The organism is Gilliamella sp. Gris1-4 (assembly GCF_001690335.1).
GTDB lineage: Bacteria > Pseudomonadota > Gammaproteobacteria > Enterobacterales > Orbaceae > Gilliamella > Gilliamella apicola_P.
Window position 1 is genome coordinate 40,558 of the sequence record NZ_LZHA01000040.1, and the last position, 23,896, is coordinate 64,453.

Annotated in this window: 22 protein-coding genes and 1 CRISPR repeat array; of the genes, 8 read left to right on the top strand and 14 right to left on the bottom strand. The window is 34.1% G+C overall.

Annotated elements, in window-relative coordinates:
- The first annotated feature begins 93 nt into the window (after positions 1–93).
- Positions 94–1,140 (top strand): glycosyltransferase, encoded by a 1,047-nt coding sequence (locus tag A9G31_RS05045; RefSeq protein ID WP_065560718.1) that lies wholly within the window; start codon positions 94–96, stop codon positions 1,138–1,140.
- On the opposite strand, the gene A9G31_RS05050 is transcribed toward A9G31_RS05045, so the two are convergent.
- Entirely contained in the window at positions 1,104–2,105 is a 1,002-nt protein-coding gene (locus tag A9G31_RS05050) for a glycosyltransferase family 2 protein (protein ID WP_065560719.1), read from the bottom strand. The two genes, A9G31_RS05045 and A9G31_RS05050, sit on opposite strands and share 37 nt — an antisense overlap.
- A 212-nt stretch (positions 2,106–2,317) precedes the next feature.
- Here A9G31_RS05050 and glf point away from each other — a divergent pair, with 212 nt between their 5' ends.
- On the top strand, positions 2,318–3,415 hold the full coding sequence (gene glf / locus A9G31_RS05055; protein WP_065560720.1) for a UDP-galactopyranose mutase: 1,098 nt from the start codon (positions 2,318–2,320) through the stop codon (positions 3,413–3,415).
- A gap of 68 nt (positions 3,416–3,483) precedes the next feature.
- Here the strand turns inward: glf and A9G31_RS05060 are convergent, their stop codons facing one another.
- From A9G31_RS05060 to A9G31_RS05095, 8 genes are all read right to left on the bottom strand, one after another.
- Entirely contained in the window at positions 3,484–5,223 is a 1,740-nt protein-coding gene (locus tag A9G31_RS05060; RefSeq protein ID WP_065560721.1) for a glycosyltransferase, read from the bottom strand.
- A 258-nt stretch (positions 5,224–5,481) separates the two neighbouring features.
- Complete coding sequence (locus tag A9G31_RS05065; protein WP_065560722.1) at positions 5,482–6,936, bottom strand: hypothetical protein; 1,455 nt, start codon at positions 6,934–6,936, stop codon at positions 5,482–5,484.
- A gap of 196 nt (positions 6,937–7,132) precedes the next feature.
- Complete coding sequence (locus A9G31_RS05070) at positions 7,133–8,092, bottom strand: glycosyltransferase (protein ID WP_065560723.1); 960 nt, start codon at positions 8,090–8,092, stop codon at positions 7,133–7,135.
- A gap of 4 nt (positions 8,093–8,096) precedes the next feature.
- Positions 8,097–9,128: a dTDP-glucose 4,6-dehydratase gene (gene rfbB / locus A9G31_RS05075; protein WP_065560724.1), complete on the bottom strand. Its 1,032-nt coding sequence runs from the start codon at positions 9,126–9,128 to the stop codon at positions 8,097–8,099.
- Positions 9,129–9,130: 2 nt separating this feature from the next.
- Positions 9,131–10,372 carry a sigma 54-interacting transcriptional regulator gene (locus A9G31_RS05080; protein ID WP_065560725.1) on the bottom strand — a complete coding sequence of 414 codons (1,242 nt, stop codon included), beginning with the start codon at positions 10,370–10,372 and terminating at the stop codon, positions 9,131–9,133.
- Entirely contained in the window at positions 10,353–11,396 is a 1,044-nt protein-coding gene (gene nagZ / locus A9G31_RS05085) for a beta-N-acetylhexosaminidase (protein WP_065560726.1), read from the bottom strand. The genes A9G31_RS05080 and nagZ overlap by 20 nt, the downstream gene beginning before the upstream one ends.
- Positions 11,396–12,034: a hypothetical protein gene (locus A9G31_RS05090; RefSeq protein WP_065560727.1), complete on the bottom strand. Its 639-nt coding sequence runs from the start codon at positions 12,032–12,034 to the stop codon at positions 11,396–11,398. Before A9G31_RS05090 ends, nagZ begins: the two co-directional genes overlap by 1 nt.
- 7 nt (positions 12,035–12,041) lie before the next feature.
- Positions 12,042–12,389 (bottom strand): HIT domain-containing protein, encoded by a 348-nt coding sequence (locus A9G31_RS05095; RefSeq protein ID WP_065560728.1) that lies wholly within the window; start codon positions 12,387–12,389, stop codon positions 12,042–12,044.
- Between the two features lie 483 nt (positions 12,390–12,872).
- On the opposite strand from A9G31_RS05095, the gene rpsF reads away from it, so the two are divergent.
- From rpsF to rplI, 4 genes are read left to right on the top strand one after another with little or no spacing between them, the layout of a single operon-like run.
- Positions 12,873–13,256, top strand: a complete 384-nt coding sequence (gene rpsF, locus A9G31_RS05100) for a 30S ribosomal protein S6 (RefSeq protein WP_034914699.1) — start codon at positions 12,873–12,875, stop codon at positions 13,254–13,256.
- Entirely contained in the window at positions 13,240–13,548 is a 309-nt protein-coding gene (priB, locus tag A9G31_RS05105) for a primosomal replication protein N (RefSeq protein WP_065560729.1), read from the top strand. The genes rpsF and priB overlap by 17 nt, the downstream gene beginning before the upstream one ends.
- Positions 13,549–13,552: 4 nt before the next feature.
- Positions 13,553–13,780, top strand: coding sequence for a 30S ribosomal protein S18 (gene rpsR, locus A9G31_RS05110; protein ID WP_025314965.1), 228 nt, complete (start codon positions 13,553–13,555; stop codon positions 13,778–13,780).
- A 22-nt stretch (positions 13,781–13,802) separates the two neighbouring features.
- Positions 13,803–14,252, top strand: a complete 450-nt coding sequence (gene rplI, locus A9G31_RS05115; protein WP_065560730.1) for a 50S ribosomal protein L9 — start codon at positions 13,803–13,805, stop codon at positions 14,250–14,252.
- A gap of 294 nt (positions 14,253–14,546) precedes the next feature.
- Here the strand turns inward: rplI and A9G31_RS05120 are convergent, their stop codons facing one another.
- The 5 genes from A9G31_RS05120 to A9G31_RS05140 all read right to left on the bottom strand — a co-directional run bounded on the left by A9G31_RS05120 (position 14,547) and on the right by A9G31_RS05140 (position 20,805).
- On the bottom strand, positions 14,547–16,301 hold the full coding sequence (locus tag A9G31_RS05120) for an acetyl/propionyl/methylcrotonyl-CoA carboxylase subunit alpha (RefSeq protein ID WP_081299352.1): 1,755 nt from the start codon (positions 16,299–16,301) through the stop codon (positions 14,547–14,549).
- Positions 16,294–17,901 carry an urea amidolyase family protein gene (locus tag A9G31_RS05125; protein ID WP_065560732.1) on the bottom strand — a complete coding sequence of 536 codons (1,608 nt, stop codon included), beginning with the start codon at positions 17,899–17,901 and terminating at the stop codon, positions 16,294–16,296. Before A9G31_RS05125 ends, A9G31_RS05120 begins: the two co-directional genes overlap by 8 nt.
- 164 nt (positions 17,902–18,065) lie before the next feature.
- The gene (locus A9G31_RS05130) at positions 18,066–18,842 is read right to left on the bottom strand and encodes a LamB/YcsF family protein (protein WP_065560739.1); all 777 of its coding nucleotides are present in this window, start codon (positions 18,840–18,842) and stop codon (positions 18,066–18,068) included.
- A gap of 14 nt (positions 18,843–18,856) precedes the next feature.
- Entirely contained in the window at positions 18,857–20,092 is a 1,236-nt protein-coding gene (locus tag A9G31_RS05135; protein ID WP_141671385.1) for an NRAMP family divalent metal transporter, read from the bottom strand.
- Between the two features lie 308 nt (positions 20,093–20,400).
- Positions 20,401–20,805 carry a LysR substrate-binding domain-containing protein gene (locus tag A9G31_RS05140; protein WP_065560734.1) on the bottom strand — a complete coding sequence of 135 codons (405 nt, stop codon included), beginning with the start codon at positions 20,803–20,805 and terminating at the stop codon, positions 20,401–20,403.
- On the opposite strand from A9G31_RS05140, the gene A9G31_RS05145 reads away from it, so the two are divergent.
- Both A9G31_RS05145 and A9G31_RS05150 read left to right on the top strand, forming a co-directional pair.
- Positions 20,777–21,250: an SDR family oxidoreductase gene (locus tag A9G31_RS05145; RefSeq protein ID WP_065560735.1), complete on the top strand. Its 474-nt coding sequence runs from the start codon at positions 20,777–20,779 to the stop codon at positions 21,248–21,250. The two genes, A9G31_RS05140 and A9G31_RS05145, sit on opposite strands and share 29 nt — an antisense overlap.
- A gap of 34 nt (positions 21,251–21,284) precedes the next feature.
- A complete protein-coding gene (locus A9G31_RS05150) occupies positions 21,285–22,430 on the top strand; it encodes an iron-containing alcohol dehydrogenase (RefSeq protein WP_065560736.1) in 1,146 nt (381 codons plus the stop codon).
- A 507-nt stretch (positions 22,431–22,937) separates the two neighbouring features.
- Positions 22,938–23,326: direct repeats of the CRISPR family, unit length 28 nt; unit sequence TTTCTAAACCGCCTATACGGCGTTAAGG.
- The last annotated feature ends 570 nt before the right edge of the window (positions 23,327–23,896 follow it).

Sequence of the window (23,896 nt, forward strand, 5' to 3'; positions counted from 1 at the left end):
AAAGTAGGTCTTTACTCTCTACTATGTTTAGAAACTCAACTTAATAATTGAATAATTTATTTTATTAAAGGATGATGTAACAGGAAATAGGCAATGTATTTCAATGCTAACAAGGTTATAAAAAAAAGAATAGGATTTGCCTCCAGTCATAAGGGCAACAAATTAAACATTGCATATGGCATTGATAAAAACTTTTTTTTAGGTTGTGCTGTTTCAATTACGTCTATTTTAGTGTTTAATCCTAATTTAAACTTTAGTTTCCATATATTCACAAATTACATTAACGATGATTTTGAAAAGAAATTAGAACAACTGGCTAATAAATATAATACTGATATAACAATTTATTTAGTGGATGACAATAATTTATCTAATTTACCAACAACCAAAAACTGGACAATTGCTACCTATTTTAGATTTATAGTTGCCGATTATTTCTATAATAAAATAGATAAAATACTTTATTTGGATGCCGATATTATATGTAAAGGTTCTTTACAAGAATTATTTACATTACAGTTTGATAATAATATTGCCTACGTAGTTACTGAAAAAGATTCTATATGGTGGAATAAATGCGCAAACCGACTCAACGAGCATAAATTATCATCAGGTTACTTTAATGCAGGTTTTTTATTAATCAATCTAAAAAAATGGCAAGAGTTTAATATAAATTGTAGAGCACTAAAATTACTTTCTGATCCTGACCTATCAAAAAAATTCACACATCTTGATCAAGATGTATTAAATCTATTATTACTTGAAAAAGTTAAATATATTGATAGAAAATATAATCAACAGGTAAGCATTAATTATGAATTAAAATATAAATCAAACGTTAACTGCTACTCGCCCATTTCAGATGAAACAATATTAATTCATTATATTGGTCCAACTAAACCATGGCATAGTTGGGCTAAAGATTACAAATGCTCGCAATACTTTCTTAATGCGAAATCTGCATCGCCATTGAATTCAACACCTCTGCTATCGCCTATCACAACAGCACAAATGAGATATTGTGCAAAGCATAAATTGCATCAGAAACAAATATTCTCAAGTATATTTTATTTTATTAGATATTTTCTGTATAAAATGAATATTCAAAAAATTTTAATATTTAAACGAAAGAATCTATAATAGAGAGTATAAAAAAACCAGATTAGTTTATTATCCTTTTTTAAGATTTTATATTTTTTCCAATCTTTATTATTAAGCATAGAATCCCCTATAAATTCAATTCTAGTATGGAAATCATTCTTCTTCAAATAACATTTAACTTTCTCATAATGCATTTTTTTTAGGCAATCAATTAAGTAAGATATTTCTCGTTGAAAAACACATGTAGAAGCCAATTTTAAGATTTCTTCTTTATCTTTTTTATGATATTTAACTATTAAATATGAAAGAATTTTCTTCCGCCCTTCAATATCAGCAAGCCATTTATTTTCTGACCAGTAAGAAGACATAACAGAGTCTGAACGTTGAACATAATTGAACAAATGTTCTTTAACACAGTAACAATCTGATTTATTAAGAAGTTTAACTGTGAATAAAAGATCCTCAGAAATAACTCGCCCTTCCTCAAAATAAATATAATTATCAATTAAGATGGTTTTACGGATCAACATACCAGAAAAATGGAAATATCCATTTCTTTGTAAATAGGAGTCTAAAATACTTCCTTCCTTAAATAGACACGGTACAATTGTAACTCTACCTGAAGAACTAATTCTATTATATCCACAGTAAACTAAATCAGCGTTTTCTTCAAATTGCTTACATAACATTTTTTCCAAAAAAACGGGAGAATACGTATCATCACTATCAAGAAATGTTAAAAACTCACCATTAGATAATTCAATACCTTTATTTCTTGCTACTGATACTCCTTTATTCTCTTGATTATATAAAATGATATTATTATTTTTACTTTGATATTTTTTTATTATATCGATTGAATTATCAGTAGAGCCATCATTGATAATAATGATTTCAAAATTTTTATAAGACTGTGCATGTAAAGAGGCTAATGTATTTAATATAAACGAACTAGAATTATACACTGGTATAATAATTGAAATTAGTGGCGTATGTATGTTCATTAAAATTCTCATTCAAAATAATATCGATCCAACCAAAATAAGCAAAATTTAGTCTTTTAAAATACATATTATTAAAAATATCACATAAAATGATTTAAAAAAATATTAAATAATATATTCTTTATGGAAACTTAAGCTATTAAACATTTGCATTTTTATATTAAAAATGTACTATTTGTTTGTAAATTTTTTTTACCAAAAATGGGAAAATTATGAAATATGATTATTTGATTGTTGGCAGTGGCTTATTTGGTTCTATATGTGCTCATGAATTAAAAAAAAGAGGAAATAAAATACTTCTAATAGAGAAAAGGGATCACTTAGCTGGAAATATATATACCGAAGATAACGGAGGTATTCAAGTCCATAAATATGGAGCCCATATTTTTCATACTAATAATAAAACAGTATGGGATTATATTAATAGTTTTGCCGAATTTAACCGTTTTACTAATTCGCCTATTGCAAATTATAAAGGTAAACTATTCAATTTACCATTCAATATGAATACCTTTTATCAATTATGGGGAGTAAAAACGCCTAAAGAAGCGCAAGCAAAAATTGAAGAACAAAAAAAGTTATATCATATTGAAAATCCAAGAAATCTTGAAGAACAAGCAATATCGTTAATTGGAAAAGATATTTATGAAATATTAATCAAAGGATATACAGAAAAACAATGGGGAAGAAAAGCAACTGAACTTCCTCCATTCATAATTAACAGGTTGCCCGTCCGATTTACCTTTGATAACAACTATTTCAACGATAAATATCAAGGTATTCCAATAGGTGGATATACACAAATTATTGAAAAAATGCTTAAAGGTATTGATGTAAAATTAAATACTGATTTTTTTGAAAATAAACAAGCTAACCTTGAACTAGCAAATAAAATTATTTATACCGGCCCAATCGATAAATTTTACGATTATCAATATGGCGCTTTAGAATATAGATCTTTACGTTTTGAAAACGAAACAGTTAATGAAGCAAATTATCAAGGAAATGCGGTAGTCAATTATACAGAGTACGAAATTCCTTATACGCGTATCATTGAACACAAGCATTTTGACTATGTAGAAACAGATCATACAATTATAACTAAAGAGTATCCTCGTGATTGGAAAATTGGAGATGAAGCATATTATCCAATCAATGATGATAAAAATGCCACATTATTTAAGAAATATAAAGAGCTTGCAGATAAAGAAAAACAAATTTATTTTGGCGGTAGGTTAGCTGAGTATAAATATTATGACATGCATCATGTAATCGAAAAAGCTTTGGATTTTGTTAAGAGATTGTATTAGATTAATAACATACCTGCCATTCTAAATGGCAGGCATTTTTTAATAATAACTTTAATTTAAAAACATATTTATATCTTTAAAATTTTAACCCAAAAATCTCTAGATGTAAGTTTTCCGAAGTTATTTTTATACTTCGCTAAATTAGATTTATAATTCCATTTCATTTTAAATACATCAATATAAAGACAAAATAGTAATTTAAAAAACTTAATACGTGAAACTTTTACGATAAAACCTGTTTTACTATTTGGTTTATAATAAAGAATATTTTTAAATCTGAAAATGTGATCATAGTTGGCGCAAAAACCAAACTCTTGATATGCAATTTTATTTCTCATTGGAAATAACAAACCATTAAATGATATTTTTTTAATGATTTTTTTTCTAGGTTTATAAACATAAACAGTTTTTAACGAATCTATATCAACATTCGTAAATTTTTCTACTTTTATGAATTCACTAAAAAACTTTCTTATATCACTTAAATCATAATTTTTAAACCAGAAATCAATATCACCATAGATTTGCTTAAAAGCTAATCTAACAGCTGCAACAGTTTCATATTTATGTGAATAAAGTGCAGCTAAATATAATCTTTTATAAGTTTTTACTATTTTTCTCACGGGACGCTGCAAATAAAAAGAATTAACAATATTATTTCTAGTATCTAAATATATAGTTAATGGTGAGGTTTTAGCAGAAAAGCTTTCTCCATAACAAGCAATACCTATTGGTGCAATATAATTAAATTTATTAGATAAACTAAAAAAGATATCATCTCCTCTCACAAAAAAAGGAAATGTATAATTTTTAATATTTTCAATAGGGAAAGCAAAAAACCACCATGCTCCATAAGTTATTTTAGGTTGATGAGCTAACTCTGCAGCAAGTAAGCTATCCCTCGCGGCCATATTATAGTTATGGCTATTTGGACGACCATATGTATCAAAAGAAGCTCCCTTCTCAATTAAAAAATCAGGTCTATCCTCAATAAATAATGACCCACAAATAGCTGTATCACTGTTTATTGCATAAGATAAAATCCAATAAGCTCTAGTTATACTTTCTGTTTCACAAGAAGCATCATCGTCCATAAATAAAACATGTGTAGCATTAGTATCATTTTCATAATGAAGTAACCCACGCATAAAACCACCAGATCCGCCAGTATTTTCATTAGGAATTACATTTACTCCATTAGCTTCTTCTTTAGTAATATTTTTAGAATTATCAACAACAGTAAAAAGAATTTTATTTGTATATTTAGGATTGTCTAATATATTTTTTTTCACTCTTTCAATGGCTGGTAATACATAATTTTTACGATTAAAATGGGTAATACTAATACCAAGAACTACATCTCGTTTAGGTTGTTCACGCGTATACCATCCACCACCTTTAAAAACGACTTTATCATCCATAGGTGAAATGGTAACGTAAAGTAAACCTGTATGCTCTATCTTCGACAAGTCATATTCAAAAATAGATTGTAAAGATTCATTTAACTCTACTGTTTGATTAGCCAGCTCGTAATCAGTACTCATACTTGCTATAAACAACTTAACAACAGCTTTTCCTTTTCCTCTTACACAAAAATCTATACTATTCAAACCACATTGTTCTTTCCAAACAGGCAAGGATAAAGCATTATAATAAGAGTCAAAAGATGCTACTCCTCCTTCAAAAATCACAATTTCATCACTAGAATAAGTTGTTAAATGTGAGCGCAAATATTTCGATTGGTTTGAACCGAAAGCTCCATTTGGAATAAGTATATTTTGAATACATATTAGGTTTTGTAAAGTCATTTTTAATGGGTTAAATTTAGTTGGAAAATAATATTATAACTTCTTTACAATAATTTCACAAAAAATAGTATACCCCTTTTATAACAATATATGTATTCTTTGTATATAAAGCTTCATAATTAATTTCACTATCATCTAACTAATTAGTTTACTAAGTATAATTACAAACATTTTTATATGAATTTATTTAAACACTAAAAATACTGATAATATCAACAAGCATTTTTAATGCATTTAGTTAATTTTTTAATATAAGGGTTATTCTTCCTCTAAACCATCTATTATAGAATCAACAATATTTTCTGCAGCATTATCAATTGACAATAACTGCTCAACAACAATATCTTGATTCTTTCGATTTGAATCTGGCTCGCCATTTTTAAATCGATATGCTAATGCTTTCGCCTGTTCAAATGTAGACACTCTATTTGTTCCATTTGCAATTAGCTCACCATTCACCGTAAATGCAGAATGATCTTCACGCTCAATAAAAATTAATGGTTTTTTCATCAATTGATATTCTAATAGCCAACTTATACCATCCATAATTAAAATATCGGAAGCTTGAAACAGCTGACCATAAGGACCTTCTCTATAAAAATAAGTATTATCTAGCTTATTCCATTCTACAAAAAATTCTTGCACGCTACGTTTAAGAGTTTCGTCTGTTATTGCCTCCAAAACTGTCACTAATGCTGGATGAGGGCTAAATACGAATTCAATTGAGTCATCTTCTTTTGCCCAATTTAACATATCATTATATATATCTAGAAAAACACTAAAATTACTCCAATTTTTATCGGTACTATGATGAGAAGCCCACAAAATTCTAAACTTTTTGCCTTCATAATTTGAAGTAATCGGCCATTTTGGTTTAGCATTTTTTAACGCTTTTACTTTAGGATGACCTGTTACAAAAACATTAAGTCCATTGAGTTTATCATGCTGTTCTTGTTCAATTTTAGTTTGCTGATTTGCGACAAAAAGTTTCCAACAAGAACTATGATAATGACTAGATAAATGATTAAATCCCAATTGAACAAAATTCATAATTTCATATGGAACTAAACATAGTTTTGTGAATCTTAAATTATCTGTGCTAAAAGCAGGGGGAATATCATAATCCCATTGTGATTGTCTAAAAATCACATGAGGAGCCAATGTTTTAATAATATTTAAATCGTCATATGAGTTATCATTATTGAACCTCAAATGAGGTACACCTAATTGTAATAAAATATTATGCACATATTCTTCATCTTTAAATACTTGACTTCCCGGATATCGCCGATTTATTGATGCAACAATGACATTAAATTGGTTACGTTTAAGCATCTCTTGATAAATAGAAAAAATACTATCCCATGACTCAATATTATGTACTAAAAACAAACATGTAATCTTTTGTTTTTTATTAATTGATCTATTCGTTGAAATAAGATTAACTGTTTGGTTCAAATTACGAATATCGATATCCAAATTAGTATTTTTCTCAATTAACCTATGTATTAGTTCTAATTTTTCTTCTAAAAAAACTATTCTTTGTAACAATTCATTATGCTTTTCATCTTTTTCTAAAAAATGAAAATATTCAGTAATCGAAGATATTTTTTGATTTAATTCATCTAATTTACAATTTATATCTAAAACTTGATGTTTAACTTTTTTATTATCAGTATAAATTTTGGAAAAAAACCAATTTCTAAATCCCATAACTATTCCTTAATAAATAATATGATATTATTTTTTTATAAATTTCATTCGCATTTTCATAAATGGTTTTCAATCAAACTATTTGAACTTAATATCTACTAACTTATTAGTAGCAATAAAATACAAAAACAATTTATAGTGTCAATTAAATTATTAGCATTTATAATTTTGTAGAAATCTAAAAATTAGATTAAAACTATAGTTTACACCTATACTTATACAATAACGGTAAAAATCGAATAACCAAAATTTTTTTAATATCTTTAAAAGAAAAAAAAGGATTTTTTTTGCAATAAATTTGTTTATTTTCACGTATTTCTTTAGACATATGTAAAAGAAATTGATAACGATAAGGCATTTCTAATCGATTATAATTCCATTTATAACTTTTGTATTGAAGATGACAAATTAAGAATTTTAGTTTTTCATATAACCTTTTATTTTTACAAAAAGTTATTATTTCATTAAATTCATCGCAAATACAAAATACCTTGTCTTTACTCTTTATTGATGACTGATCATGTATTCGATAATAAATTAATGGAGTATCAATAAGCATCATTCGTGTTGCGCAGGCATAGACTTTAAAGCTAAATGCTGTATCTTGATATGATGCACCAGGTGTTTCTAAAAATTTCAGGTTATTTTTCTGAATAAATGATCGCTTATAAAGATTAGCCCACACTGATGGCCATTGTAAAAATGGGGATGAATCATTTTGCGGATTAATTAAGACGTGACTTTTCATTTGATATGAATCAATCTTTTTAATTGAGCTATCTTTTTGCATAAATGTAAAAAAATGACATCTTGCAATATCTAAATCATTCTCGACAGCTACTTTATATAACGATTCAAACATATCAGGCTCAGCAAAATCATCAGATTCAACAATGCCTATATATTCACCAACGCATTGTTGAATACCAACATTCATTGAATGACCATAACCACTATTTAACTTATCAATGATACGAACTCTCGAATCTTTATCGGCATATTCTTGTAAAATTGCAAGTGAATTATCAGTAGAACCGTCATTTACACAAATTATTTCTATATTGGTTAATGACTGATTTATAATACTGTCTAAACATTGCCGCAAATACTTTTCCACATTATAAACAGGCACTACAATTGACACACTAGGTAACATAAATTTATCCTATCACTCTTATGTTATTTAAATACCATTCAACGGTTTTTCTCAAACCACTTTCAAACTTTTCTTGTGGCTTCCAGCCTAACTGTTTTTGTATTTTCGATGGATCGATAGCATATCGATAATCATGGCCAGGTCTATCAGATATAAATTGAATTAAATCTTGATATCGTTTGATTCCATTTGGACGTTTTGGAATAAGTCCATCCATCATTGAGCAAATAATTTGTACTGTATCTAAGTTCGTATATTCGCTATTTGCACCAATATTATAAGTCTCGCCAATTTTACCTTTCTTTAAAACAGAATATATAGCTTTGACATTATCTTCTACATATATCCAATCACGTATTTGTAAACCATCGCCATAAATGGATATGGGCTTGCCTGCCAGTGCCTTAAAAATTACAGATGGGATCAGTTTTTCAGTATGCTGGTAAGGTCCATAATTATTGGTACTATGTGTTATAATAGTTGGTAAACCATATGTGCGATACCATGCTTTAACTAAATGATCACTTGATGCTTTAGAAGCGGAATAAGGACTGCTTGGTGAGTAGGGTGTTACCTCTGTAAAAAATGATTTCGTACTACCTAGATCACCATAAACTTCATCAGTTGATACATGGATAAAACGAAATTTCTCTTTATTCTCATCAGACAAATTATTCCAATAATTTCGAGAAGCTTCTAAAAGTGTAAAAGTTCCTATAATATTACTTTCAATAAAAGCAATAGGACTGGTTATTGAATTATCTACATGGCTTTCAGCCGCTAAATGAATCACAGCATCGGGGTGATATTGTTGAAATACACGATCCAATGCTTGTCGATTACAAATATCAACTTGTTCAAAAATATATCTTTCACTGCTAGAAGCCATTGCTAGCGAGTTCAAATTTGCCGCATAGGTTAATTTATCAATATTAATGACATAATCTTGAGTATGTTCGATAATATATCGAATGACAGCAGAACCAATAAATCCTGCTCCTCCTGTTACTAAAACTCTTTTAGTGCTATTAAACAAATTTACCGCCCTATCCCATAATCCCGCAACTTATTTGCAATCGCTGTATGCGACACACCTAATCTTTTGGCCAGCTTTCTTGAGCTTGGGTATTGATCATATAATTTTAATAAGATCTCTTTTTCAAACTGTTTAGTTATTTCATCAAGAGTTTTATTTTCAATATTGTTGACCCACGATAATTGCGATGTGATTGGAGTCGGTAACACAATGTCTTTGACCGTTAACCTAGGCGAGGTCAATTGCGCTAATGCCGAATAAAGTACGTTTTTAAGTTGTCTTACATTACCTGGCCATGAGTAACGGGTCAAATTATCAATAACATTATCGTCAATTGTTGGTGGTATGATGCCTTGTTTATTGGCATATTCATTTACAAAAATATGCGTAAGTTGAGTTATATCATCTTTGCGTTCTTGTAAAGAAGGTAGATTAAGCGATAATACATTCAGCCTATAATAAAGATCTTTTCTAAATTTACCTTGTTCAACCAAATCAGCTAAATCGACTTTTGTTGCACAAATAATTCTAACATCGACATAAACTTCATTATCATCACCCACACGGCGGAAATAGCCATCATTGATAAAACGTAATAATTTAGTTTGCATTTGAAAAGACATCTCATCAATGCCATCAAGCAATACTGAGCCATCGTTGGCTTGTTCAAAAAAGCCTTTTTTACCCTCAATAGCGCCAGGATAAGCGCCAGCTGCATGCCCGTATAATTCACTTTCAACAACCTCATCAGGCATAGCTGCACAATTTAATGCTAGAAAAGCCTGATCGCCACGTGAACTGTATTGATGACAAGCATTAGCAAGTAAATCTTTACCTGTACCAGTTTCGCCAGAGATAAGCAATGGTTCTCTTTGCATTGAGAATGCTTTAGCTTGAGCGATAAGTTTTTGCATGACTAAACTTTGGCTAGCAAAAATATCAAAAGCTTGAGAACCAACAACCTTTATTTTTGATAACCTTTTTTTTAAATACTCAATTGGTTGTAAAATAAATATTGTTTTAGATGATTCCATCACTTTTTGCAATAAAACGTGCTGAGAATCTAACACAATAATCGTATCATCTTGTCCATCTATATTTATTGTATTATCAAGATTGAAGACCTTTTGATAATTAAAGGGTTGATTTAATACTAAATCGTTTTGAGCAAATAGTGCTCTAGCTACATGATTATAGGCAACCAGAAGTTGGTCATTATCCATTTCAATGATTGCTGCTTGCATACTCTGTCCACTTTTCATTAAGTTTTAATAAATTATCACGACGATGTTGCCACTCAGAACTTTTTGTTAATTCTACATAGGTGATTTTTGTATTGGTTAATAAACATTTTGCTTTATCTGATGTTAAGGAATTAATCTTATCTAATGCTGCTAATTGGTCTAAAATAGCTAATGTCCCTTGCCTATTATTACAAGCTAAAAGCAGATCGCAACCTGCTGATAATGCCGTTTGGGCTCGTTCAGCATAATTACCCATTATTGAAGCACCTTCCATTGATAAATCATCAGAAAAGATTACACCATCAAAATGTAATTGCTCACGAAGCACTGTTTTAAGCCAATATGGCGAACCGCTAGCAGGTTTATTATTAAAAGCAGGATAGATAACATGAGCAGGCATGATTGCATCAAGTTTTTTATCCGCAATCAATTTGGCAAAAATTTGCATATCAAGTTCAATAAGCGACTTTTCGCGATGATCTACAGGCGTTTCCTTATGTGAATCAGCAATCACATGACCATGCCCAGGAAAATGCTTGCCTGTAGTTTTCATACCTGCAGCATGCATACCATCAATCATAGCGGAAGCAACTTGATAAGCAATATCGACATCTTGATGAAAAGAACGTGTACCGATAGCAAGACAATCGTGACCTAAATCTAAAACGGGCGCATAGCTAAGATCAATATCAAAAGCAATAAGTTCCATAGCAAGAACCCAACCGGCATCAAAAGCCAAAGACTTTGCTTGCTCAAGGTTATTAAGTGCCGCAAACGATTGCGCAGGAGGAATTGCCGTAAACCCCTCTCTAAATCGCTGAACTCGCCCACCTTCATGATCGACCGAAATTAATAAACGCCGTGAAGAGGAAGCTCGAATTTGTTTAATTAATTCGTATAGTTGCGTAGGAACTTGGTAATTTCGACTAAATAAAATCACCCCTGCCACCAATGGATTTTGTAGCAACTTTTTATCGTCTTGAGTTAATGTCAAACCATCAACATCAATCAACAACGGCCCCATTATTGATTATCTCCAATTTGTTTTGATTGTGCATTACTATTGCTATCAGACGGTTTAGGAAAATCTTTCGACGCAATTCTAATTAATATTTCGCCACTTTTCGTTGAAAGTAATTCCATAGCTAAATCGGCATCAGTACTTTCGCTTGGCACTTTATAAATTGTTGTAAAAAGGACATAATTTGCATTCATCGACTTAGCTAAACCAATCATCTTACCTCGTGACACAAGCTTATCATCAGTCGAAATACCCAGTGATTGTTTAGCTTGGATTATCGCTTGTTGATCAACTACAGTGAACGTATTTTGTTTGTGCATTAATTGATGCAATGCATCAGCAATTTTATTATTGGCAAGATAATCACCACTACGGTTTTGGATATCGCTAATTAAAATCAACCTATTATCTGAGTCTAAAGATGACGAACTCACTAATTTACTGATAAATGGTGATAATACCGAATTCCAATCAGTCTGTTTAGCAATTTCAGGAGGCATTTCAATCACACCGGTATCATCAGGTTGATTAACATCAACAGTCGGTTTTACTTCGGTTTTTTGAGAGTTTCCAAGAAGATGACAACCCGCTAACAAAAAAGCTAATGAGCTAACAACAAATATACGCTTGATCTGTTTCATATCATGATTAACCTATTAATCTACCTAAATTTTTACCGCCTAATAAATGCATATGAAGATGAAAAACCTCTTGCCCTGCATCTTTATTACAATTCATGATTAAACGATATCCACTTTCATCAATACCTTCTTGTTTTGCAATTTTGGCAGCAACAACCATCATATGCCCAATAATGGTTTCATCTTCTTCCTTAATATCATTAACCGTTGGGATAAGTTTGTTAGGAATAATTAGAATATGTGTCGGCGCTTGAGGAGAAATATCACGAAATGCCGTTACTTTATCATCTTGAAAAACAATATCAGCTGGGATTTCTTTTCGAATGATTTTGCTAAAAATAGTTTCCTGAACCATCAAACACTCCTTTTATACATACGTCTATAAGTAAAAATGATAGGTACTCATAAGCATAGCATATTTTGATAACAAAAATGTATAGAAATCGTTACATTTTAAAATGCATTTTTATATTTCTAAAAGCAGACTAGAAAACTAATTAATTTTTTTTAAACTTTTTATTTAATTAATTTAGATGCTTTGTAAAATAATCAAGATAGGGCGTAAAAAACGCTCCGGTAGAGTATTGATTTTATTATATTTTTTATTTTTGATGTGATATACTACAAATATCCTCTCTTAAAAGCTGACATAAAAATAAAAATTTTTCTATAAAAAGAGTGATACAAACCCGCAATTAAACTTAGTATATTCATTTGTCAAAAATGATAAGTTGATATATAATGCCCCGTCGATTTCAACCGCCTATTTTCATGTTCCTTGCTTTCAATGGGTTGCGGTTGCCCCGACAGAAAGCTGATTAATCCGTAGGGAGCGATAATGCGTCATTACGAAATAGTATTTATGGTTCACCCAGATCAGAGTGAACAAGTACCTAGTATGATTGAACGTTATACTGGTACGTTAACCACTGATGGTGGTAAAATCCATCGTTTAGAAGATTGGGGTCGTCGTCAATTAGCCTATCCTATCGAAAAACTGCACAAAGCACATTACGTGTTAATGAATGTTGAAGCAACTCAAGAAGCTGTTAACGAACTTGAAGATAGCTTCCGTTTCAATGATGCAGTAATTCGCAGTTTAATTATGCGCACAAAACACGCTGTAACTGAAGCTTCACCTATGTTAAAAGCCAAAGATGAACGTCGTAGTTCTGAAGAAGATTTTAACGAAGTAAACATGGACGATGATTCCGACGAATAATCGTTTAATGTTATCGGGTATTGTAAAAAAAACTCCGATACGAAAAATCAGTCCAAGTGGGATCTCGCATTGTCAATTTTATTTAGAACACGTTTCTAAACAAATCGAAGCAGAACTTACAAGACAAGCATGGTGCATAATGCCTGTGATTGTTAGTGGACAACAAGAGTTAAGTTACATAAAAAAAGGCAGCAAAGTTTTAGTTAGTGGCTTTATAAGCACCCACACTAAACGCAACCAAACAAGCCAACTTGTTTTACATGCTGACCAAGTTAAACTATTAGGAGAATAGCCAAATGGCACGTTATTTCCGTCGTCGCAAATTCTGCCGTTTTACTGCAGAAGGCGTTAAAGAAATTGATTATAAAGATGTTTCTTTATTAAAAAGCTATATCACAGAAAGTGGTAAAATTGTACCAAGCCGTATCACTGGTACTAGCGCAAAATATCAACGTCAATTAGCTCGCGCAATCAAACGCGCTCGTTACTTGGCATTATTACCATATACTGATAATCATCAGTAATTAGCAACAGAGGGAACATATAATGCAAATTATTCTACTCGATAAAGTTGCTAATTTAGGCAGCTTAGGTGATCAAGTTAATGTTAAAGCAGGTTACGCACGTAACTTTTTAATTCCACAAGGTAAAGCTGTATCAGCAACTAAAAAGAATATCGAATTCTTTGAAGCTCGTCGTGCTGAATTAGAAGCTAAGCTTGCAGAAACATTGAAAACAGCTGAAGAGCGTGTTGCTCAAATCAATGCACTTGGTAAAGTAACTATTACTTCTAAAGCCGGTGATGAAGGCAAATTATTTGGTTCAATCGGTACTCGTGATATCGCTGATGCTGTTAAAGCTCGTGGTATTCAAGTATCAAAAAGCGAAGTTCGCTTACCAAATGGTGTACTGCGTACTACTGGTGAACATGAAGTGTTCTTCCAAGTACACAGCGAAGCATTTGCTAAACTTATTGTTGATATTATTCCTGAATAATTATCCAACAATAAATACAAAAAGACCCGTACAAGTGACGGGTTTTTTTATTGTTAAAATATAAAATTTTCATGCTATATGAAAAATTAAAAGTATAATAAATTCTTAGTTTGTAACTATCCCCTAAAATAGCACAGCCAAAAAGTAGAAAATTCTCTATGATAAAAGTAAAGGGGATTTAATTACGAAAAAAATGGCTAAACATAAACAAAAAAACTAGTATTATCATTTTATATAATACTAGTTTAGGCTGTAGATATACCCCAATTGGGATTAATTGAAGCTAATCAGGTGCTAGTTAATTTCAGCAACGGCATCACCCGCATTAACATAATCGCCCTCTTGGACTGTTTTGGTTACTGTGCCACTTCGATGTGCAATAATTTGTACTTCCATTTTCATGGCTTCCATAATACCAATGGCATCACCTTCGTTTACATTTTGCTTATCATCAATTAACCATTTAAAAAGGTTACCGGATACAGGCGATGGTACAACCGAATCGGATAGTGCGTCATTAGCAGAAGTTGAAGTCGATGAGGTAAAGTTTGCTTCGGTTTGCATAGCAAATCCAGCAAATAGGTTTGCTGGTAAGCCCAGTTTACAGCATTTGCCGTCAATTTCGATAACGGTTTTTATTAATGCTTCTTCTTTGGCAGGAATTTGCCTTTTTGCAGGTGTGATTGTGGCATTTAATTCGGTTTCGATCCAACGAGTATGTACATTAAAATCATCACAAAAATCAGGATGTTCAATCACAGCACGATCAAATGGTAAAACACTTGCAACCCCTTCAATTGTAAATTCTGCTAATGCACGGCGAGCTCTAGCAATGGCTTGTTGTCGATTATGACCAACTACAATCAATTTTGCCATCAGTGAATCAAACGTGGCAGGAATTGTTGACCCCACCGTTACGCCACTGTCCACGCGAACCCCTGCTCCTAATGGCACATCAAAGCGTGTAATGGTACCTGCCGCAGGTAAAAAGCCATTAGCGGCATCTTCGGCATTGATACGAAATTCAATAGCGTGTGCTTTAGGTTTTGGTGTTTCATTAATGCTTAATGGCAAACCTTGGGCAATACGCAGTTGTTCAACAACAAGATCAATGCCTGTTGTTTCTTCCGTTACGGGATGTTCTACTTGTAATCGTGTGTTGACTTCTAAAAACGATAATTTGCCATCTTGGCTGAGCAAAAATTCAACCGTCCCTACACCAACATAATTTGCTTTAGCACAAATAGCTATTGATGCTTGGGTTATTTGTTCGGTTAATTGTTCGCTAATAAAAGGAGCGGGAGATTCTTCAATTAATTTTTGATTACGACGTTGTAATGAACAGTCACGCGTACCTACCACAACAATATGACCTAATTTGTCGGCAATAACTTGTGTTTCAACATGTCTAGGATTATGTAAAAACTGTTCTAAAAAGCACTCTCCACGCCCAAAAGCGGCAGTTGCTTCACGCACGGCTGAATGGTAAAGCTCTTCTACTTCATCTATTTGCCAAGCTACTTTTAAGCCTCGACCACCGCCACCAAATGCGGCTTTTATAGCAATAGGTAAACCATGGGCATGGGCAAATTCGATCGCTTCTTTAGCGTTTTTAGCTGGTTCTTTTGTTCCAACAACCAATGGCGCACCCACTTGCAATGCAAGTTGCCTTGCTTTGACTTTGTCACCTAATATTTCAATCGTTTCGGGATTGGGTCCAACCCAAATTAACCCTGCATCTTGTACCGCTTTTGCAAATTCAACACGTTCAGATAAAAAACCATAACCAGGGTGCACCATCGTTGCTCCTGATTTTTTAGCTATAGCAATAATTTTATCAATATCTAAATACGTTTCGCTTGGCATATTGCCTGCTAGCCCATAAGCTTCGTCGGCCATTTGTACATGAAGTGCGTTAATATCGGCATCAGCATAAATCGCAACAGATAAAAATCCCATATCACGACAAGCACGCACAATGCGTACGGCAATTTCGCCACGGTTAGCAATTAATACTTTATGCGTTATTGTTTGATTATTTTCAGACATGATCAACATCACTCCCTTCAAATTCTTTAAATATCCCTATCGGATTAAATTTTATTTTGGCATTGACTGGTATTTGACCTGCCAAATCTAAATGATAATTACATACTGCACCAATAACAGGATAACCACCCGTTAAAGGGTGATCATTCAAAAATAGTACTGGTTGCCCATTAGCAGGAATTTGGATTGCGCCGATGCAAGTTCCTTCACTCGGTAATTCTTGGTGTTTTTCACGACTTAGTGGTTGTTCACCAGATAAGCGTAATCCAATACGGTTAGAAGCTGGCGTTACTTGCCATAGCTGTGAAGTAAGAAGCGCTATTGCTTGCTGAGTAAACCAATCAGTACGTGGCCCAAGCACAATATCTAAAACAACCACATCCTCACTGGTTGGGTAATCGATAGCAGAGGTTTCGGTTAATGAAATGGATCTTAACGCATTTGTTTGCTTTATTGCCAATGTTTGCCCTGCTTTTAGCGGCAATGGTCCTACTTGTGCAAGCGTATCATAAGCACAACTAGTTAAAATTGGCGATACTTGAAAACCACCACGCACCGCTAAATAACTACGAACGCCACACTTTACATTACCTAAACGGATAATATCACCTACTTCTAATTGAATTGGCCGATACATGGGCGAAGTATATGTTTCGCCTTGGGCGGTGGTAATGGTGATATCACATACCGCCCCTGTTACCGCAACTAACATGGAGCGGTTTATTTGTGCACTAAAACCGCCTTGAGTAATTTCTAACGCTGGTTCATTAATTGAATTACCTAACACTCGGTTAGCACTGTGTAATGCGCTTTTATCCATCGCTCCCGATTCAGAAATACCTAACGCCGCCTGCCCAATTCGACCATTGTCTTGAAACAATGTTTGCAGGCCTGTCGTTAATACGGTTATATCTTGTTGCTCAACAAGGTCTTCTTGTTTTTTAGCAGCTGATAAATGAGCAGGTAAATGATAAGTTGTTTTCGATTGACTTACATCAATAAAATGAACCCGAGTACCCGGTTTGAACAGCGCTGGCTCATCACGATAGATGTCCCAAACTGCAGTGTCAGTAATACCAATAAGTTGCCAACCACCAGGACTTGCTTGTGGGTATACACTACTAAATTCCCCTGCTAAAGCAACCGATCCTGCTGGGATGCGGACTCGTGGCGAGTTTCGACGTGGCACATTAAGCTGAGCCGTTTTAGATACCATATAAGCAAACCCTGGAGCAAAGCCACAAAAAGCCACTTGATACTCGTTATCAGTGTGCCTTGCAATAACTTCGGCAACCGTTATGCCAAGATAGTCTGCCACTTGGGGTAAATCTTCGCCATTATAGCGAACCGGTATTGTTACCAATTCGCCAGATTGCATAATACTTGCCGAAATATCTAATTGAGCAATCTGCTTTGCAAGTATATTAGCATTGGTTACAATGGGGTTATAACGGATTAATAGGGTTCGTGCCGCTGGGATTATTTCTTTGATATGCCAATCAGCAATAACACCTTGAAGCACATCAGTAAGTGCCATGGTTTGCTCAAGGCTGTTTAATTCTACGATAAACGCATCGATATTAACGGGTAAAAATCGCATTAAGTACCTCGAAATATGATCAACATCCAATCACTAACAATACATATTTTATATTGTTTGGTCATATTAAAGACTAAGTTTATAGCCCACTTGGTAAAGTGTTGTCTAATCATATTTTTATTTTTTTTATTAATTTAATTAACTTTTTAAAAATATTAACTAATTTAGTTATTATTACTTTTAGTAAACGAGGCAATATGAATGCCATTTTGTTGTAGTTTTTGTCGCACTTTTTGTGCCATCGCTAAAGCGCCAGCACTATCGCCATGGACACAAATTGATCCTGCCTCAATACGCACAAATTGCCCTTCGATAGACATCACGCCACCATCATTAACCAATTGCACCATACGGTCGGCAACTAGATCAGGATCATGCAATACCGCTCCAATCTCTTTACGAGAAACTAAAGTACCATCAGCATGATAAGCTCTATCGGCAAACGCTTCAGCAACGACGCTTAAGCCACTTTCTTTAGCCCAGTCAATTAATTTTGAGCCTGCAAGAGCAACCAAAGTCAATGTCGAATCAACCGCACAAAGCGCATCAATCACCGCCATTGCCTGACGCTTATCATGCGCAATGGTGTTATATAATGCGCCATGTGGTTTAACGTAACTCACTTTGGTACCGATTGATGTGGCTAATCCTTTAAGTGCGCCAATTTGATAAATCACATCAGCGGTTAACTCATCAGTTGCTATATCCATATTACGACGACCAAATCCCACTAAATCAGGATAACCGACATGAGCACCCACTTGGACATTATTGGCTTTGGCCGCTTTCAATGTTTTTAAAATACCTGCTGGAGAACCAGCATGAAATCCACAAGCGACATTGGCACTGCTAACAACTTTTAGCATTGCCTCGTCATTACCCATTTGCCATTGACCAAAACTCTCACCAAGGTCACTATTTAAATCAATACATTTAGTGATTGCCATATTGTCCTCTATTTTAAATAGTTAAAAATAGTCGCAACCGACATTATGCCCATATACCAAGTAATTGCGCACACAACTAAACCTGACAACAATAACCATCTTGGATAATGATATCCAGACATAAGATCAGCTCGTCGCCAACCAATATATACAAAAATAGTTAACCCAAGCGGTAAAACTAAACCATTAAAACCACCAGCAAAGACTAATAATGATACTGGCGCAGTCCCCATAATTAAATAAATTGCAAGCGAAACAACAATAAAAATAATGGTAGCAAACTGACGTTGCCTGTCTGTAATAGTGCGTTTAAACGGAGTAATAAACGTCATTGAAGTATAAGCTGCCCCAATAACACTAGTGATGGCTGCTGCCCATAAAATCAAACCAAAAAGGCGCAATCCAAACTCACCCAAAGCCGCTTGGAATGCTTGCGAGGCAGGGTTAGCTGCATAACTTGAAATATCAATTGTCACACCGCTTGCCACGACACCTAGAATGGCTAAAAATAAGATATAACGCATCAAGCCAACAACCATAATTCCTTTAGTTGCAGCACCAGACACATAATCAATATGCTCAGCACCAACCATACCCTTATCAAGCAAACGGTGAGCTCCTGCGTAAGAAATATAACCGCCAACTGTTCCACCAACTATGGTCGTAATTGAAGCAAAATCAACATGGCTTGGAAGCACTGTTTCTTTTAAAGCTTGACCAATCGGTGGATGCGATGCGAACACCACAAACAGTGTCAAAAAAATCATCAACAAGCCAAAACCAATCATTAAACGATCAATAAAATTACTGGCTTTACGCGACGAAAAGATATAAACCGCTAAAAATGCACTAATTGCTCCGCCCCATTTAGGATCAAGCCCAACAAGCGCATTTAAGCCTAATCCTGCGCCGGCAATATTACCAATATTAAACACTAATCCGCCAAATATAATTAGCACTGCCAGCAAATAACCACTAAATGGAATGGTTGCATTAGCTATATCTGAAGAGTTCATTTTGGTTAATGCCACAATTCGCCAAATATTTTGCTGAACAACAAAATCGATAATAATAGAAGCCAAAATACCAAATCCAAAAGCAGTACCAAGCGTAACGGTGAAGGTAGCGGTTTGAGTAATGAAGCCCGGGCCAATTGCTGATGTTGCCATTAAAAAAATAGCACTGATTAATGAAGCACGCCGATTTTTAACAAAAGCAACGGTACTACTGCTATGATTTTCCATATGCATGTCTCCTCTTAATTTATTTCTATAATTATAAATACAACTACCCTATTAGTGAACTTTAATTATGCTGTTTTCAACAACGTTTAGATAAAAATAAAGCAAGTACTATGCCATAGTGTAAAATTGTAATTGATAAAAGGCGCTATAATTACTGTTTTCAAGTAAAAATACTAATTAAAAATAATTATAATTGTCTATCATTGAGACATAATAAACGAATAACAACACTCATTGGGGCAATTTGCACCAAATTTATGCAAAACTGCAATTTATATTTAACAATTTAGAGGTTAATGGCTAATACTTTAATACTTTAATGCGTCAACAATCAATTTAAAAATATTTGAATGTCCTTTGCGACTTGGGTAGTAAAGGTAAAAAGAGTCATAAGTGATAGCAAACTCGGTTAACAACTCAACTAATTCACCCGATGCTAATTCCTTTTCAACATCGGCTTTAGCCGTCCAAGTGATGCCTAAACCATCTAAAGCTGCTTGCTTACGCAAATGATTATTAATTATAAATTGCGAATGCGGATGGTATTTAACCATTTTACCTGCTTGTAAAAATTCCCACGGCAATTCAGTGCCGTGCTGTGAGGATATTCTCATACCAATTAAGCGATGTTCATCTAACTCTTTATATGGTAACGCTCTGTTATTTGATGCATTTAGTGGGGTAATGGCAAAAGGTAGTTCGGCTTTGGTCATTGGTTCACAATCATCACATCGCTTAGACCCGTTTACATTGGAACAAACTAAAGCCCTAGCCTTAACACCCACAGAAGCATTACTCGATTTACCTTTTATTAAAGAAGTAAATGATAGTTTAAAAGCTTATCAACTAGCCAAAAGAGGAAATGCCTTAAGAGTACAGGCAGAAGCGGTCAACTGGGGGCATCGTGGTGCAAGAATAAACTGTATTAGTGCAGATATTATCCATACACCTTTAGCCAATAAAGAACTCAATGGCGATCGTAAAGATTTTTACCGCAAAATGCTTAAAGAATTACCCGTAGGTCGTGGTGGATCGCCAGATGAAATTGCCAACCTAGCCGAACTCATTATGTCCGAAAAAGGAGCTTATATTACTGGTAGTGATATGTTAATTGATGGCGGTGCCACAGCAAAATTTTGGTGGGATCTAACCGACTAATTTTTATTAAACGTCTAGTATAAGGAATAACACGATGTATGAATTTAGTTTTCAAAACCCAACGCGTATAGAATTTGGTATCGATAAAGAAAAAAACATGGGTCGCTATATGAAGGAGTTTGGTGCCAAAAGAGTATTAATTGTCTTTGGTAGTGATCGCATCAAACAATCTGGTTTATTTGATAATGTAACAGCAAGCCTGCGTGAATACGGCATTGAATTCACCGAATGTAGTAAAATTAAAAGTAATCCCGTTTTAAGCAAAGTTCAAGAAGGAATCACTATCGCTAAAAAATTTGGCGCTGATAGCGTACTTAGTATTGGTGGTGGCTCCTGCTTAGATAGTGCAAAAGCGATTGCCGCTGGTAGTTTATACGATGGAGATGTATGGGACTTCTTTACTGGCTCCCCAATAACCAAAGCACTTAATATATTTGATATAATGACCTTAGCTGCAACCGGTAGTGAAATGAACAATGGTGGTGTTGTCACAAACGAAGAAACTAAACAAAAATATCCAATTCATGGTTTTAGTTTATTTCCAAAAGTATCGGTAATTAATCCTCAACTTCAAACCACAATCAGTCGCGATTATCTAGTGTATTCTGCCGCTGACATTATTGCTCATTCTATTGAGGGCTACTTTACTGCAACTGTGCAACCCGAACTGATTAATTTACAAATCGAAGCCAATATAAAAACCGTAATGCGAACAACTGAACGGCTACTGCAAAATCCCAATGATTTAGATGCACGTGGTGAATTTGCTTGGGCGGCAACGCTAGCTTTAAATGGTTTAACGTATGTAGGCACCGCTGGATTTAGTTACCCAAATCATATGATTGAGCACGCCATGAGTGCCATTTGTGATGTTCCTCATGGTGCGGGGTTATCGGTAGTTATGCCCGCTTGGATGACATGGTATCACGATCGTAATCCAAAACAGTTCCAACGTTTTGCTAAAGAGATTTTTGGTTTATCAACGGCTGAACAAGGTATTGAAGCATTAAGAGCTTGGTTTAACAAAATAGGCACACCAACTACACTTGAGCAACTTCATATAAATGAGCATGAGTTAAAACCAGTGATTGATAACGCAGCGCAAAATGCGATTGATTGGCAAATGAGTGACATTTATAGCAAGCAGGTCATTGCTACTATTTTAAATTTGGCTAAATAATGTTTTTTTGGGGGTGTTTTTATTTGATAAAAACACCGCACAAAACTTTAATAAAATCAATAGTCTACCGGAGCGATTTTTTGTCAAAATAGGGGGTTTTTTGTTGGTGGATAAAATAGGTTGGGTGCAGTAGTTTCGGACGTTTGGGCTTTGGGGGAACAAAATGGCTACAGTGCCCACGTCCGAGTCAGGGAATTAAAGCGAATTCCCTGACAACCCACGCTTTGGCTGCAGAATGTGGCCTTCGGCGCCCCTCCGCCGTCGCTCGGTCTTAACGCACCGTTTGTGGACGCGTTCCCGACGCACCACAAACTCGCCAAACTTCCCTGTTTGGCGTGCTAACCTCGCTCTGTTGTCGGCACATTCTGACGCCGGAACAAGACAAACAACATAACCCTCTTTTTTGGGAAGATATTATGTTTTTATAATTATCTTGTTTATTTTATTTGCATTAAACGCCTGCACTGCGTTAAGGGCCATTGCATTTGTAAAATGTACTCACGCTTTTTTCTAAACCGCCTATACGGCGTTAAGGGAATTAAAAGCAAAGTTCAACATCATCAGCTTTTTCTAAACCGCCTATACGGCGTTAAGGATATAAAAATGTCTTAATAACTCCTGATATGCTTTCTAAACCGCCTATACGGCGTTAAGGGGCATGATCATGGTTGACTATCTAACTCTAATTTTCTAAACCGCCTATACGGCGTTAAGGGAGGGGCGTCGTGAGATGATGCAGTGGTATGCTTTCTAAACCGCCTATACGGCGTTAAGGTAAGCATTCTTCCGGCAGATACACCTGATAACTTTCTAAACCGCCTATACGGCGTTAAGGGTCATACCCCATTTCAACCCAAGGGGTGCATCTTTTCTAAACCGCCTATACGGCGTTAAGGTAGAACTCAAGATTTGATAAATCTTGTTATATAAAGATAAACAACAATTTTGGCTTTGAAAACCCTTTTTTTGAACTGTTTTTTAATGTATTGATTTTATTTGATTTTAAATTTTTGTTAAAAAAAGGGTTTAGAGCGGTTAATTTGCTGTTATTAGGGCGCTGTTCGTGATTTTGTTGGTTTGTTTTATGTTGGTGCTTTGCTTAGGTTGTGTAAGTGATTGATTTTTTTTGAAAACGGCAAAATAAAAAACTCAATAAAATCAATAATCTACCGGAGCAATTTTTTGTGGTTTTTGCAGTGTTTTTTATAAAAAAGTGACTCATAAAAGCCACTCAAGGTTATGTTGTTGTCTTGTTACGGCGTCAGAATGTGCCGACAACAGAGCGAGGTTAGCACGCCAAACAGGGATGTTTGGCGAGTTTGTGGTGCGTCGGGAACGCGTCCACAAACGGTGCGTTAAGACCGAGCGACGGCGGAGGACAAATTTGTCTGGAACAAATTTGAACATCTGAGCATAGCGAAGATGGCCTCGTAGAGGCGAGTATCAGGATGATACGAGTATTGCCG

Excerpts from the sequence above, each read along its gene's own strand:
- A9G31_RS05045 (WP_065560718.1), top strand. The coding sequence starts at position 94 with ATGTATTTCAATGCTAACAAGGTTATAAAAAAAAGAATAGGATTTGCC.
- A9G31_RS05050 (WP_065560719.1), bottom strand. The coding sequence starts at position 2,105 with ATGAACATACATACGCCACTAATTTCAATTATTATACCAGTGTATAAT.
- glf (WP_065560720.1), top strand. The coding sequence starts at position 2,318 with ATGAAATATGATTATTTGATTGTTGGCAGTGGCTTATTTGGTTCTATA.
- A9G31_RS05060 (WP_065560721.1), bottom strand. The coding sequence starts at position 5,223 with ATGACTTTACAAAACCTAATATGTATTCAAAATATACTTATTCCAAAT.
- A9G31_RS05065 (WP_065560722.1), bottom strand. The coding sequence starts at position 6,936 with ATGGGATTTAGAAATTGGTTTTTTTCCAAAATTTATACTGATAATAAA.
- A9G31_RS05070 (WP_065560723.1), bottom strand. The coding sequence starts at position 8,092 with ATGTTACCTAGTGTGTCAATTGTAGTGCCTGTTTATAATGTGGAAAAG.
- A9G31_RS05080 (WP_065560725.1), bottom strand. The coding sequence starts at position 10,372 with ATGCAAGCAGCAATCATTGAAATGGATAATGACCAACTTCTGGTTGCC.
- nagZ (WP_065560726.1), bottom strand. The coding sequence starts at position 11,396 with ATGGGGCCGTTGTTGATTGATGTTGATGGTTTGACATTAACTCAAGAC.
- A9G31_RS05090 (WP_065560727.1), bottom strand. The coding sequence starts at position 12,034 with ATGAAACAGATCAAGCGTATATTTGTTGTTAGCTCATTAGCTTTTTTG.
- A9G31_RS05095 (WP_065560728.1), bottom strand. The coding sequence starts at position 12,389 with ATGGTTCAGGAAACTATTTTTAGCAAAATCATTCGAAAAGAAATCCCA.
- rpsF (WP_034914699.1), top strand. The coding sequence starts at position 12,873 with ATGCGTCATTACGAAATAGTATTTATGGTTCACCCAGATCAGAGTGAA.
- priB (WP_065560729.1), top strand. The coding sequence starts at position 13,240 with ATGATTCCGACGAATAATCGTTTAATGTTATCGGGTATTGTAAAAAAA.
- rpsR (WP_025314965.1), top strand. The coding sequence starts at position 13,553 with ATGGCACGTTATTTCCGTCGTCGCAAATTCTGCCGTTTTACTGCAGAA.
- rplI (WP_065560730.1), top strand. The coding sequence starts at position 13,803 with ATGCAAATTATTCTACTCGATAAAGTTGCTAATTTAGGCAGCTTAGGT.
- A9G31_RS05120 (WP_081299352.1), bottom strand. The coding sequence starts at position 16,301 with ATGTCTGAAAATAATCAAACAATAACGCATAAAGTATTAATTGCTAAC.
- A9G31_RS05125 (WP_065560732.1), bottom strand. The coding sequence starts at position 17,901 with ATGCGATTTTTACCCGTTAATATCGATGCGTTTATCGTAGAATTAAAC.
- A9G31_RS05135 (WP_141671385.1), bottom strand. The coding sequence starts at position 20,092 with ATGGAAAATCATAGCAGTAGTACCGTTGCTTTTGTTAAAAATCGGCGT.
- A9G31_RS05145 (WP_065560735.1), top strand. The coding sequence starts at position 20,777 with ATGGCAAAAGGTAGTTCGGCTTTGGTCATTGGTTCACAATCATCACAT.
- A9G31_RS05140 (WP_065560734.1), bottom strand. The coding sequence starts at position 20,805 with ATGACCAAAGCCGAACTACCTTTTGCCATTACCCCACTAAATGCATCA.
- A9G31_RS05150 (WP_065560736.1), top strand. The coding sequence starts at position 21,285 with ATGTATGAATTTAGTTTTCAAAACCCAACGCGTATAGAATTTGGTATC.